The sequence below is a fragment of the Mesorhizobium sp. M0678 genome (assembly GCF_040320505.1).
Lineage (GTDB): Bacteria > Pseudomonadota > Alphaproteobacteria > Rhizobiales > Rhizobiaceae > Mesorhizobium.
In genome coordinates this window covers 237876-251323 of record NZ_JAMYPT010000004.1, presented here as the reverse complement: position 1 = coordinate 251323, position 13448 = coordinate 237876, and the positions used below count along the sequence as shown (strand labels likewise).

Sequence of the window (13448 nt, the reverse complement as noted above, 5' to 3'; positions counted from 1 at the left end):
TCTTTTTGTTGGTCCGGTGTTTAGATCTACCTCAACGCCGCCGCGATGTTGCCGCCATCGACTGTCGTCACATCGGCGGTGGTCCGCTCGGCCAGCGCCTGATGCAGGAAGGCTTGGGCGACGTCTTCGGCCGTCACTTCCTGCCCGAGCAGGTTGCCGGACATGTACTCCTTCGCCGAGACGCCGCGCGCGCCCGAGCGGCTGGTGATCATGGCATCGGTCAACAGCCCCGAACGGATGCGGTCGGCGTTGACGGCATTGGAGCGGATGCCATGCGCGCCGTAGTCGAGCGCATATTGCCTGGACAGGAACAGCGTTGCCGCCTTGGGAATGCCATAGGCGCCGAACTTCGGCCCCGGATTGACCGCCTGCTTGGAGGTGTTGAACAACAGCACGCCGCCGGTGCCCTGTTCCAGCATGATGCGCACGGCATTCTGCGCCGCCGACTGATGGGCGAAGAAATTGAGTTCGAAGCTTTTGCGCAAGGTGGCGTCGTCGAGCTCGCCGATCCGGCCCTCCCAGGCAGCACCGGCATTGGAGACGAGAATGTCGAGGCCGCCGTAGACGTCGACCGCTTTGTCGAAGGCGGCGCGCATCTGCACCGGATCGGTGATGTCGGCGCCAATGCCGATCGAACCGTTGCCAGCCTTTTTTGCCGCCTCGGCAGCCCTTGACCCATCGAGATCGACGACGACGGCATGGGCACCGTTGTCGGCGAACAGCTTTGCCGTGGCAGCACCGATCGCGCCGGCGCCGCCGGTGACCAGCACCACCTGGCCGGTCAGCGGCTTCGGCTTGTTGGCGGCGAGCTTGGCCTGTTCCAGCGACCAGTATTCGAGCGGGAACAGATCGCTTTTGGAGAGCGGGCGGAAATCGCCGACGGCTTCGGCGCCGCGTACCGCCTCGATCCACATTTCGCCGACGTCCGAGGCAATCTTCGCATCCTTCAGCGTGCGGCCGTGGCCGAACATGCCGAGGCCGGGCACCAGCGTCAGCCGCGGCATCGGGTCGAGCATGGTGCGCTTCACGTCGTCGAGCGCATCATTGGTTTCGAAATAGGCGCGATAGTCCTTGGCGAATTTCTCGACATGCTGGCGGATGACGGATTTGTAGTCGCCGACCTTGTCCGCGTCGGGCGCCGGCAGTGCCATCGGTCCGGTTTTGATGCGGATCGACAGGTCGGGTGTCGACACGCCGCGTCCGGCATAGTCGGCAATTTTTGCCGAATTGATGAAATCGACGATCGCATCCGAGGTGCGGAAATCGCTGATCATCCGATCGAAGCGGCCTTCGCCGCGTGCCACCGCCACCGCGCCGCGCAGCATCGGCGCAATGTCCGCGGGCTTCGCCAGCCTGGCCGGCAGTGCCACTTTTTCGGTGCGCGGCTTGCCGTTCCCGGCGATGAAATCCTCGGCGACGTTCACATAATGGATCATCCGGTCATAGGCCTGCCTGGCATCGTCGCCGAAGGTGAAGATGCCGTGCTTGTCTAGGATCAGGCCTTCGACCGTCGGATCGGCGTCGAATACATCGGCGGCCGCCTTGGCCAGATCGAAGCCCGGCATGATGTAAGGCACGAAGCCCATCTTTTCGCCGAACACCTTCCGGCTCAGCGCTTCGCTGTCCTCCTGGTCGACGATGGCCAGGATCGCTGTCGAATGCGTGTGGTCGACGAATTTGTGCGGCAGGAAGGCGTGCAGCAGCGTCTCGACCGACGGATTGGGCGAGGACGGATCGATGAGGTTCGCCCGCTGCAGCTCGACCATGTCCTCGTCGGAGAGCTTCTTGAGCGACCGCGCCTTCAACAGCGCGCCGAGCTTGACCGCCGGCAGGCCCTGCGGCTCGATGACGCCCATGTCCCAGCCGCTGCCCTTGACGCAGAGCACGTCCCATTCGTCGCCGACAAGGTCGGTGGCCTTGGTCTTGCACGAGGTGTTGCCGCCGCCATGCAGGACGAGCCGCGGCTCGCCGCCCAGCAGCCTGGTCGTATAGACGCGCAGCGCCAGATCGCGGGCCACACCCTTCTTTGCATAGTCGGCGACCAGCTTCTCCGCCTCGCCGTCATTCCACAGGTTCTTCATGTCAGCTTCGTCCGATTTCTCTTTGTTGGAACAGGAATGCCGCGACACATTGATGCCAACGCGCCGGCGGCTGGAACTGGGTATCAGGCGACCTCTTCTGCTGTTGCTCCAGCGTGGTCGAGCAGCCGCCGCGCCATGCGCGCGCCGACGACGAGATGGGTGCAGAGCCCGCCGGCGATCGCCGCGGCGAGCGGTTCGAACTTGCTGTCCTCCTGCACCACTACAAGGCGCTTTCCGATCCTGCGCAGCGATGACAGCTCTGCCGAAATCAGCCGGCGGTTGTAGCTGCAGTCGAGCGCCTGGCCTCGGGCGTCGATGATCTGCCCGGCAATGACGCCGGCCGCACCCGCCTTGCGCAATACAGCCATTTCGCTTGGCGTCAGCGCGCCGCATTTGACCAGATGGCTGTCGGTGTCCACCGAGCCTACCGAATACAGCGCCAGGCCGCATTCGCCGATGCCCGACAATTGCTCGCGGATCACCGGCTCGGCGCGCAGGCCGCGTGCCAGTTCTTCCGTCGTCAGCACCAGCGGCGCGTAGAAATTCAGCCCCTTGGCGTTGAGCCGGCGCGCGATTTCCATCGTGCATTGGTCCGGCCGGTACGAATAGGGGGCGCCCAGATTGCCGCAGAGCTGCACCACGGTGACGTCCTGCAGATCGGCATAGGACATGATGTCGGCGATCGTGTAGATGGTCCGTCCCCAGGCGACGCCGATGCGGTCGCCCTTCCTGATCAGCTCGAGAAAGACGCTTGCCGCCAGCACCGCGATGTCGGTCGAGGGGTCGGCGACATAGCCGGTTTCCGGCGCGATCCAGACCGCGTCGAGCTTCAGCGCGTCTTCCAGCTTGCGTGCCAGCACGTCGTCGGTGAAAAGCTGGGTCGAGGTCGAGATGTTGACGATGCCGGTCTCGCGCGCCTTGCGCAGATACATCGCCACCGAGGCACGGGAAATCTTGAGCTGGCTGGCCACCTGGTCCTGGCGCAGGCCGTGTGCATAGTAAAGCCAGGCGGCCTTGTGGATAAGCTGTTCTGCCGGTCGGATCGCCATGCCATCTCCTTGCTGACATTATTCACGGCTCTCGACAAAAGTCAAATTGGGAGGAAGGCATAGATGCCCTTTCGCTCGCCGAATCTAGACCTTTCTTGTGCCAAACGCGGTCTATGATGGCATCGTTGGTGGTGACGGGTCGGAAGCCGGTAGCTAAAGTTCTCGACGAACACATTGCGGAGGACGGGATGGGCAATCCCTACGAACAGGACCTAGACAGGAACCCGGCCAACCACCAGCCGCTGACGCCGCTGACCTATTTTGAGCGGGCGGCAAAAACCTTTCCCGATCAGACCGCCATCATCCATGGCCGCCAGCGCACGACCTATCGCGATTTCTGGAAGCGCTCGCTGAGGCTTGCCTCGGCGCTGGCGAAGCGCGGTATCGGCAAGGGCGACACCGTCACCGTCATGCTGTCCAACACACCGCCGATGCTGGAAGCGCATTTCGGCGTGCCGATGACCAGGGCGGTGCTGCATTCGCTCAACACCCGCCTCGACGCCGCCGTCATTGCCTTCCAGCTCGATCACGCCGAAAGCAAGGTGCTGATCGTCGACCGCGAATTCGCCGGCGTGGTTCGGCAAGCGCTGACGCTGGCCAAGGTCAGGCCGCTGCTGATCGATTACGACGATCCCGACTATGCCGCCGATGCGCCCTATCCCAAGGGCGAGCGGATCGGCACGCTGGACTATGAGGCGTTTGTCGCCGGCGGCGACGAGGATTTCGCCTGGTCGATGCCGGACGACGAATGGGATGCCATTTCGCTCAACTACACCTCCGGCACGACAGGCAATCCGAAGGGCGTCGTCTGCCACCATCGGGGCGCGGCATTGATGGCCTATGCCAACACCATCCATGCCGGCATGGGCAAGCACCCCGTCTATCTGTGGACATTGCCGATGTTCCACTGCAACGGCTGGTGCTTTCCCTGGACGCTTGCCGTGCAGGGCGGCACGCATGTCTGCCTGCGCTGGGTGCGGCCGAAGCCGATCTACGACGCCATCGCCGATCACGGCGTCACCCATCTGTGCGGTGCACCCATCGTCATGTCGGTGCTGATCAACGCCAGGGACGAGGACAAGCGGCAGTTCCCGCAGACCGTCACCTTCAACACCGCCGCGGCGCCGCCGCCCGAGGCGGTGCTGTCGGGCATGGCCGATGCGGGCTTTGCCGTCACCCATCTCTACGGCCTGACCGAAACCTATGGCCCGGCCGTCGTCAACGAATGGCATGGCGAGTGGGACCGGCTGGAGAAAGGGGCGAGGGCGGCGAAGAAGGCCAGGCAAGGCGTACGCTATGCCGCGCTCGAAGGCCTGACGGTGATGGACCCGCAGACGATGCAAGAGACGCCGGCCGACGGCGAGACCATCGGCGAGGTGATGTTCCGCGGCAACATCGTCATGAAAGGCTATCTCAAGAACCGCAAGGCGAGCGACGAGGCCTTTGCCGGCGGCTGGTTCCATTCGGGCGACCTCGGCGTCATCCATCCGGACGGCTACATCCAGCTCAAGGACCGTTCCAAGGACATCATCATCTCCGGCGGCGAAAACATCTCCTCGATCGAGGTCGAGGAGGCGCTGTACAAGCATCCCGCCGTCGCTTCTTGCGGCGTTGTCGCCCGATCCGACGACAAATGGGGCGAGGTGCCGGTCGCCTATGTCGAGCTGAAGCCGGGCAAGGCGGCGACCGAGGCGGAGGTAATCGAGCACTGCCGCGCGCTGCTCGCCCGCTTCAAGGTGCCGAAAGCGGTGATCTTCGCGGAAATCCCGAAGACTTCGACGGGCAAGATCCAGAAGTTCCGGCTGCGGGAGATGGCAAAGCAGCCTTAGGGCCTGATCCGAAAACGGAACCGATTTCGGAAAGCATCTTTTCAAGATCCTTCGCAAAAAAACACGGGGCGGCGTTGCAGGCTCGCCCGGCGGAAACCACATGCGTTTCATGGGCCAACTCCGTCCAGGGATGTCACCATCTGTCATCAGCAGCCAAAATCGTGCCTTGACAGGTGATGGTTTTCAATTTACGAGTGACGAAATTCTAAATTCGTCAGTCGTAAATTGGCCAACGAGATGCTTGAAACCCTAGACACCACCGCCGATTCCGCCCGCCAGGAAAATGTCACGCGCATCCTGGATTGCGCGGAGCGATTGTTTCGCCACTACGGCTACGGCAAGACCAACGTCGCCGACATAGCGCGCGAACTCGGCATGTCGACCGCCAACATCTACCGCTTCTTCGCCTCCAAGGTGGAAATCCACCAGGCGGTTTGCGGCCGTATGCTCGAGACCTGCTACCGGTTGACCTACGAAGCCTGCCATGGCCCCGGCACCGCCAGCGAAAAGCTCCGCCGCTACGTGCATACGCACTACCAGTGGACGCTCGAGACCATGATCGACCAGGAGAAGGTGCACGAGATGGTCATCGTCGCCATCGAGCGCGACTGGCACGTCATCGAAAAGCACATCGACAGCATCCATGAACTGGTCGCGGAAGTGATCCGCGAGGGAATCGCTACCGGCGAGTTCGTCGATCAGGATCCGGTGATCGCTTCCCGGTGCTTCGGCGCTGCCATTATCAGCCTCTGTCATCCGCAGATGATGGCCCAGTGCCTCGCCAAGAAGAACCGGGCGACGCCGGACGAGCTTACCGAGTTTGCCATCAGAGCCTTGAAGAAATGACCGTTGCCGCCCGTCGGGCGGCGATACCGGCAATTCATCCCCACAGTTCGGGAGTACGAAAAGTGTCTTTGTCCAAGTCCATCACCTACAGGCGACCGGCCGCCGGCCTAGCATTGATTATGGTTGTCGCTCTCGGCCTCGCCGGCTGCTCGCAGGAGAAAGCCGAGGTCACCGAGATCATCCGCCCGGTCAAGGTGGTCGAGATCGCTAAGGCGAGCGATACCCGTCAGCTTTCCTATTCCGGATCGGTGCGTGCCCGCACCGAGATGAATCTCGGTTTTCGCATCAACGGCAAGATCACCGAGCGCCTTGTCGACATCGGTGACCGCGTCAAGCCGGGCGACGTTCTCGCCCGCATCGATCCCACCGACTACGAGCTTTCGGTGAGAAGCGCTCAGGCCAGCCTCGATGCTGCCGACCGTCAGGTCGAGACAGTCGAGCTTACGCGCAAGCGGGCCGAACAGCTCTACGCCAAGAATTTCGCGCCGAAGTCGCAGCTCGAGCAGGCGACGCTCGCCTATAATCAGGCTGTCGCCACGCGAGACTCCGCCCGCTCGCAGCTTGCCCAGGCACAGAACCAGGTCCGCTATACCGATCTCAAGGCGGACAAGAACGGCATCGTCACTGCCGTTGCCGCCGATGTCGGCCAGGTGGTCGGCTCCGGCACGCCGGTGGTGACCGTTGCCATCGACGGCGAGAAGGAAGTCCTGATCGCTGTTCCGGAAACCGATATCGCCGAATTCAAGCCGGGCAAGACCGTCAAGGCTGGCTTCTGGTCCGATGAGGCGCTGACGCTCGACGGCAAGGTCCGCGAAGTCGCCGGCAGCGCCGATCCGCAGTCGCGCACCTTTGCCGTTCGCGTCAGCCTGCCCAACGATTCTCGCGTGCTGCTAGGCATGACCGCCTCCATCGAAGCCGCGGCGGACAACCGGCAGCAACTGGTGTCGATCCCGCTGGCCGCGTTGGCGCAAAAGGACAGCCAATCGATCGTCTGGACAGTCGACCGCAACGGCGGGACCGTCCATGCGCATCCGGTCAAGGTCGCCGCCTTCACCCCCGACGGCGTCAGTGTCGCCGATGGGCTGAAGCCGGGTGACGTCGTCGTCGCCGCCGGCACGCAGTTCATGACCGAGAATCTGAAAGTCAAGCTGACCGGTGATGCGGCGCAACAGTCGGCGTCGGCCGATGACGCTGCAAGGCGCTTGCGCTGACGGCCAGGCAATTCACGGTTTCCGGGCGGCAGGCGCCCCCGATTTTCGAGATCTCAGGTCGATGTAACCCCCACGTCGATCCTCGCGTCCCACCGCGATGTAGATCTCTCAACTCGGAAAGCCACGCCGCCCGGAAGCCCACATCGGAAGTTCCTTGGGCATGCGAAAGCGCGTGCTCTGTTGATCAAATTGAAACGGACTGACGCCGATGACCATCGACACCAATGAAAAGCGGTCTTTCAATCTTTCGCGCTGGGCAATCGGCCATCCGAGCATTGCCCGCTTCCTGTTCGGGCTGATCATCGTGGCCGGTGCGCTCGGCCTGATGCGCATGGGCCAAAAGGAAGACCCCGATTTCACCTTCCGCGTCATGGTCGTCCAGGCGATCTGGCCAGGCTCCTCGATCAAGGAGATGGAGGACCAGGTCGTCAACAAGATCGAGCGCAAGCTGCAGGAAACGCCGCACCTCGATTTCGTCCGCTCCTACACCCGCGCCGGCAGCGCCATCATCACCTTGCAGGTCAAGGGCGACACCAATCCGGCGCAGGTCGCCGATGCTTTCTATCAGGTGCGCAAGAAGGTCGGCGATATCGCCAATGAGCTGCCGCAGGGGCTGCTTGGGCCTTACTTCAATGACGAATTCGGTGACACGTTCATCACCCTGCATTCGATCAGCGGCGACGGCTACAGCTATCCCGAGCTGAAGAAATTCGCCATCCAGGCGCGTGACATGCTGCTGACGACGCCCGGTGTCGAGAAGGCCGTGATCATCGGCGACCAGCCGGAAAAACTCTACATCGACGTTTCATCCAAGGCGCTTGCCGAACGTGGCCTGACGTTGACCGACCTGCAGAATGCGATCCGAGGCCAGAACAATGTCGACCCGGCAGGTTCGGTCGACACCGGCCAGCGTTCGGTGCGCATTTCGGTCGAGGGCGATGTCACCAGGGCGGCCGACATCCGCGAGCTTCGCCTGCGCGCCGGCAACCAGGTGACGCGCCTCGGCGACATCGCCACCGTGACCTCGGGCCTCGAGGATCCGTACCAGCGCAAGTACCGTTTCAACGGACACGACAGCGTCCAGCTCGGCGTCGTCATGGCCAAGGGCTTCAACGTCACCGACGTCGGCAAGGACGTCGAAGCGACCTACAAGCGCTTCGAAGAGGCGCTGCCCTATGGCGTTTCGGTCGATCAGATTTCCGACCAGCCGCATGTCGTGAAGGAGGCGGTGAGCGAGTTCATGGAAGCGCTCGGCGAAGCGCTGCTGATCGTGCTTTTTGTATCGTTCCTGTCGATCGGCTGGCGCTCGGGCCTGGTGATCGCGATCGTCATTCCGCTGGTCCTGGCCGCCACCTTCGCCATCATGTACGAGCTCGGCATCGACCTGCAGCGCATTTCGCTCGGCGCGCTGATCATCGCTCTTGGGCTCTTGGTCGACGACGCGATGATCGTCGTCGAAATGATGGAGCGAAAACTAGAGGAAGGCTTGGTCAAGGTCGAGGCGGCGAGCTTCGCCTACTCCTCGACCGCTTTCCCGATGCTGACCGGCACGCTGATCACGACGGCCGGCTTCATTCCCGTCGGGTTCGCTGCCTCGACCGCCGGCGAATATGTGCGCACCCTTTTTTACGTCGTCGGCATCGCGCTGATCGTGTCCTGGTTCGCGGCGGTCTATTTCACGCCATGGCTCGGCCACATGATCCTGAAGCAGCGCAAGCACGCCGGCAACCATCACGATGTCTTCGACACGCGCTTCTACCGCCGTCTTCGCTCGACCGTTGCATGGGCGGTGCGCCACCGCATCATCGTCCTGGTGATGACGCTGATGACGTTTGCCACCAGCCTGTGGGCGTTCCAGTTCATCCCGCAGAATTTCTTCCCGCAATCGTCGCGCCCGGAAATCCTTGTCGACCTCTGGTTGCCGGAAGGCACCAGCATCAAGGAAGTCGAGACCCAGGCCAAGGCGCTCGAAGCCAGGATGATGGACGACAAGGACAAGCGCTTCATCGCCACCTATATCGGCGAAGGCGCGCCGCGCTTCTTCCTGCCGCTCGACCAGCAGCTTCGCAACCCGAACTTCGCCCAGCTTCTGGTGATGGCCAATGACGAACCAGCCCGCGAGCGGCTGATCGTCAAGCTGCGCACCATCCTGGCCGAGGATTTCCCATCGATCCGCGCCAAGGTCGATCGCCTGTTCCTTGGTCCGCCGACCGGCTGGCCGGTGCAGATGCGCGTCATGGGTCCGGATCGCCAGGAGGTGCGCCGCATCGCCGACGAGGTGAAGGCGAAGTTCCAGGCAAATCCGCTGCTCGGCGCCATCCACGACGACTGGCTGGAGCCGGTGCCGGCGATGAAGCTGGTGATCGACCAGGATCGCGCCCGTGCGCTCGGCGTCACCTCGCAGCGCATCCGCCAGATACTGCAGGCGACCATGTCGGGAGCGCCGCTCGATGACTTCCGCGACGGCGAGGAGACGGTTTCGATCGTCGCCCGTGAGCCGGAGGCAAGCCGTCACCTGCTGTCGGCGGTCGACTCCGTCTACATCCCGACCGATTTCGGTGGCTCCGTGCCGCTGTCGCAGGTCGCCAAGATCGTCCCGGTGCTGGAGCAAGGCGTCGAATGGCGGCGCGACCGCTTGCCGACCATCAGCGTGCGCGCCACGCTGCCGGACGGCGTGCAGCCGAACGATGTCGCCATGAAAATGTACAGCGAGATGCAGGGCCTGCGCGCCAGCCTCGCACCCGGCTACAAGATCGAGATCCAGGGCGGCGCCGAGGATGCGGCCGAAAGCCAGGCCTCGATTGCGGCGAAAGCGCCGATCATGCTGGCCGTCATCGTCGTGCTGCTGATGATCCAGCTGCAGCATTTCGGCAAGGCCATGCTGGTGCTGGCCACCGGTCCGCTCGGCATCATCGGCGCGGCCGCGGCACTTTTGATCAGCGGCGCGCCGTTCGGCTTCGTCGCCATCCTCGGCGTCATCGCCCTGCTCGGCATCATCATGCGCAACTCGATCATCCTGGTCGACCAGATCGACCAGGACATCGCCGCCGGCGTGGAGCGCTCCGAGGCCATCATCGGCTCGGCGGTGCGCCGGTTCCGGCCGATCGTGCTGACGGCGCTGACGGCGGTGCTGGCGCTGATCCCGATCTCGCGCGGCGTCTTCTGGGGGCCGCTCGCCTACGCCATGATGGGCGGCATTCTCGTCGCCACGGTGCTGACCATCCTTGTCCTGCCGGCAGCCTATGCGCTGTTCTTCGGCAGGGAGCCCAAGAAGGTGGTGGCAACGGAAGAGGCGGCCAAGGTGGCAGAAGAAAGCGAAAGGCCGCAACTGGCCCTGGCGGCCGAATAGAGCTGTTGGCAAATGTGACCTCCGGCGGTTTAATCCGCCCACCAGGCGTAGGCGCCGGAGGAGGACCGTCATGACCATGGCTCAGACAAAGGCACCGCTGCGGCTGCCGATCGACGGGCGCCATCGCCAGATGTTCATCGGCGGCGGCTGGGTCGATGCCCGCTCCGGCCGGACCACGGAGAGCCGCAATCCCGCCACCGGCGCGGTCATCGCCACGGTGCCGCGCGCCGACCGGCAGGACATCGACTCGGCGGTGACTGCTGCGCGCAAGGCGTTCGAGGGCCCGTGGAGCCGGTTCAAGCCTTATGAGCGGCAGGTGCTGCTGCTGAGGATCGCCGACCTCTTCGAAAAGCACTGGGAAGAGATCAGCCGCTCCGACACCACCGACATGGGCATGCCGATCATACGCACCCGCGCCAATCGCAACCGCGTCATCGGCATGCTGCGCTACTATGCCGGCATGGCGACGGCGCTGCACGGCGAGACGATCGACAACTCGCTGCCCGGCGAAATCGTCTCTTTCACCCGCAAGGAGCCGGTCGGCGTCGTCGGCGCCATCATTCCCTGGAACGCGCCAACGGCGGCGTCGATCTGGAAGATCGGCCCGGCGCTGGCGACCGGTTGCACCATCGTGCTGAAACCATCGGAAGAGGCGCCGCTGACGCCGCTTTTGATCGCCGACATCATGAACGAGGCCGGCGTTCCGGAAGGCGTCGTCAACATCGTCACCGGCACCGGCACCGAGGCAGGTGCCGCACTCGCCGAGCATATGGGCGTCGACAAGATCGTCTTCACCGGCTCGACGGCGACCGGCCAGTCGATCGTGCGGGCCTCGGCCGGCAACCTCAAGCGCGTCTCGCTGGAGCTCGGCGGCAAGTCGCCGGTCATCGTCTGCGCCGATGCCGATCTCGACAAGGCGGTGCCGGTGGCGGCGATGTCGGTGTTCGCCAATTCCGGCCAGATCTGCATCGCCGGTTCGCGCCTTTTCGTCGAACGCGCCGTCCATGACGAGTTCGTCGAGCGGCTCGCGGCATACGCCAAGGGTCTCAGGGTCGGCGACGGCATCGACCCGGCGACCGAGATCGGTCCGCTCGTCTCCGAAAAGCAGCTGCAACGGGTCACCGGTTACCTCGAGGCCGGCACCGCGGAAGGGGCGAAACTCGTCACCGGAGGCACCCGGCTTGTGGAAGGCGCACTTGCCGCCGGCAATTTCGTCGCGCCGACTGTCTTTGCCGGCGTCTCGGACGACATGAAGATCGCCCGTGAGGAGATATTCGGGCCGGTGATTTCAGCCTTGCCGTTCGATGCTCTGGACGAGGCGGTCGAGCGGGCCAACAACACGCCTTACGGCCTGGCTGCAGGGGTCTGCACCCAAAATCTCGCCACCGCCCACCAGCTGTCGCGAAAGATCCGCGCCGGCTCGGTCTGGGTCAACACCTATCACGCGATCGATCCGGCCGTGCCCTTCGGTGGCTACAAGATGAGCGGCTACGGCCGCGAGGGCGGCGCCGAGCACCTCGCCGAATATCTCAACACCAAGGGCGTGTTCATCAAGATCGATTGATCGGTCCGCCGCCCGCACAAAAAATGCTCCCCGACGCCGGTTTTGCAAAACAGAATTCCTTCCCATGGCCGCAAAGCCATCCCATGCTCGAGCAATTGGAGCGTTACGCTCGTCGTCATCGGTGCGTTTTTCCATGGCAGAAAATCGACAATTGCGGCTTGGCGCTTTCATGCGGCCCGTCAGCCTTCATACCGGCGCCTGGCGCTACCCGGGCGCCTATCCCGACGCCAACTTCAATTTCGCGCATCTCAAGCACTTCGCGCAAAGGCTGGAAGCGGCGAAGTTCGACGCCTTCTTCATGGCCGACCACCTGGCCGTGCTCAACATGCCGATCGAGGCGCTGCGGCGCAGCCACACGGTCACGTCCTTCGAGCCGTTCACGCTGTTGTCGGCGCTTGCCGCCGTCACCGATCGTATCGGGCTGATCGCAACCGCCTCGACGACGTTCGACGCGCCGTACCACATCGCCCGTCGTTTCGCCTCTCTCGACCATATCAGCGGCGGGCGCGCCGGCTGGAATATCGTCACCACATCCAATCCCGACGCCGCGCTGAATTTCGGCTTCGACGAGCATGTCGAGCACGACGAGCGTTATCGCCGGGCGCGGGAGTTTTACGATGTCGTCACCGGCCTGTGGGACAGTTTTGCCGACGATGCCTTCATCCGCGACGCCGAAAGCGGGCTCTATTTCGATCCGGCGAAGCTGCATGTGCTCGACCACAAGGGCGAATATCTTTCGGTGCGGGGACCGCTCAATATCGCGCGGCCGGTGCAGGGCTGGCCGGTCATCGTGCAGGCCGGCGCGTCGGAGGCCGGACGGCAGCTCGCCGCGGAAACGGCCGAGGTGATCTTCGCCGCCCATGCCGATCTCGCCTCGGGGCAGCGCTTCTTTGCCGACGTCAAGAAACGTGCGCAAAAACTTGGCCGGTCGCGCGACGACATCAAGATCCTGCCCGGCGCCTTCGTCATTGTCGGCGAGACCGTCGAGGAGGCGCAGACGAAGCGGGCCAAGCTCGACAGCCTCGTCTATTACGAGAGCGGCGTCGCCTCGCTGTCGATCGCGCTCGGCCACGACGCGTCGCGGTTCGATCCGGATTCAGTCTTGCCCGAAATCCCGGAAAGCAACGCCAGCAAGAGCGGCCGCGAGCGCGTCATCGAACTGGCGCGCAAGGAAAACCTGACCGTCAGGCAGCTTGCGCAGCGGCTGGGCGGCTATTCCGGTCTTGCCTTCGTCGGCACTTCGAAAACCATCGCCGACGAGATGGAGGAATGGCTGGTCACCGAAGGCTCGGACGGGTTCAACGTCATGTTCCCCTATCTTCCCGCCGGATTGGATGATTTCGTCGAGAAAATCGTGCCCGAATTGCAGCGGCGCGGCATTTTCAGGAGCGAATACGAAGGATCGACCCTGCGCGAAAATCTTGGCCTGAAGCGGCCGCCAAACCGGTTCTTCCAACCTGAGACGGCAGCGATCCGCAAAGCTGGTTAGAACCGGTAATGATTTTAGACCGTGGCAAGC

Annotated in this window: 8 protein-coding genes; 6 read left to right on the top strand and 2 right to left on the bottom strand. The window is 63.5% G+C overall.

The features are described from left to right. Positions 1-26: 26 nt before the first annotated feature. Positions 27-2081, bottom strand: a complete 2055-nt coding sequence (locus tag NKI29_RS10120) for a bifunctional aldolase/short-chain dehydrogenase (protein ID WP_352796112.1) — start codon at positions 2079-2081, stop codon at positions 27-29. 83 nt (positions 2082-2164) lie between these two features. Then, on the bottom strand, positions 2165-3130 hold the full coding sequence (locus tag NKI29_RS10115) for a sugar-binding transcriptional regulator (protein ID WP_352796110.1): 966 nt from the start codon (positions 3128-3130) through the stop codon (positions 2165-2167). Between the two features lie 188 nt (positions 3131-3318). Between NKI29_RS10115 and NKI29_RS10110 the strand changes: the two genes are divergently transcribed. From NKI29_RS10110 to NKI29_RS10085, 6 genes are all read left to right on the top strand, one after another. Continuing rightward, complete coding sequence (locus NKI29_RS10110) at positions 3319-4959, top strand: acyl-CoA synthetase (RefSeq protein ID WP_023675999.1); 1641 nt, start codon at positions 3319-3321, stop codon at positions 4957-4959. Positions 4960-5196: 237 nt separating this feature from the next. Then, complete coding sequence (locus NKI29_RS10105; RefSeq protein WP_023675998.1) at positions 5197-5805, top strand: TetR/AcrR family transcriptional regulator; 609 nt, start codon at positions 5197-5199, stop codon at positions 5803-5805. A 62-nt stretch (positions 5806-5867) separates the two neighbouring features. Then, complete coding sequence (locus tag NKI29_RS10100; RefSeq protein ID WP_023675997.1) at positions 5868-7016, top strand: efflux RND transporter periplasmic adaptor subunit; 1149 nt, start codon at positions 5868-5870, stop codon at positions 7014-7016. 208 nt (positions 7017-7224) lie between these two features. Beyond that, positions 7225-10365 carry an efflux RND transporter permease subunit gene (locus tag NKI29_RS10095; RefSeq protein WP_023675996.1) on the top strand — a complete coding sequence of 1047 codons (3141 nt, stop codon included), beginning with the start codon at positions 7225-7227 and terminating at the stop codon, positions 10363-10365. Positions 10366-10435: 70 nt separating this feature from the next. Beyond that, positions 10436-11929, top strand: a complete 1494-nt coding sequence (locus tag NKI29_RS10090; protein WP_352569353.1) for an aldehyde dehydrogenase family protein — start codon at positions 10436-10438, stop codon at positions 11927-11929. A gap of 133 nt (positions 11930-12062) precedes the next feature. Next, positions 12063-13418 carry an LLM class flavin-dependent oxidoreductase gene (locus NKI29_RS10085; protein ID WP_352569354.1) on the top strand — a complete coding sequence of 452 codons (1356 nt, stop codon included), beginning with the start codon at positions 12063-12065 and terminating at the stop codon, positions 13416-13418. Positions 13419-13448: the final 30 nt, after the last annotated feature.

What these genes read in the sequence shown, in the direction of transcription:
- NKI29_RS10120 (WP_352796112.1), bottom strand. Translation starts at nt 2,081, where the DNA reads ATGAAGAACCTGTGGAATGACGGCGAGGCGGAGAAGCTGGTCGCCGAC.
- NKI29_RS10115 (WP_352796110.1), bottom strand. Translation starts at nt 3,130, where the DNA reads ATGGCGATCCGACCGGCAGAACAGCTTATCCACAAGGCCGCCTGGCTT.
- NKI29_RS10110 (WP_023675999.1), top strand. Translation starts at nt 3,319, where the DNA reads ATGGGCAATCCCTACGAACAGGACCTAGACAGGAACCCGGCCAACCAC.
- NKI29_RS10105 (WP_023675998.1), top strand. Translation starts at nt 5,197, where the DNA reads ATGCTTGAAACCCTAGACACCACCGCCGATTCCGCCCGCCAGGAAAAT.
- NKI29_RS10095 (WP_023675996.1), top strand. Translation starts at nt 7,225, where the DNA reads ATGACCATCGACACCAATGAAAAGCGGTCTTTCAATCTTTCGCGCTGG.
- NKI29_RS10090 (WP_352569353.1), top strand. Translation starts at nt 10,436, where the DNA reads ATGACCATGGCTCAGACAAAGGCACCGCTGCGGCTGCCGATCGACGGG.
- NKI29_RS10085 (WP_352569354.1), top strand. Translation starts at nt 12,063, where the DNA reads ATGGCAGAAAATCGACAATTGCGGCTTGGCGCTTTCATGCGGCCCGTC.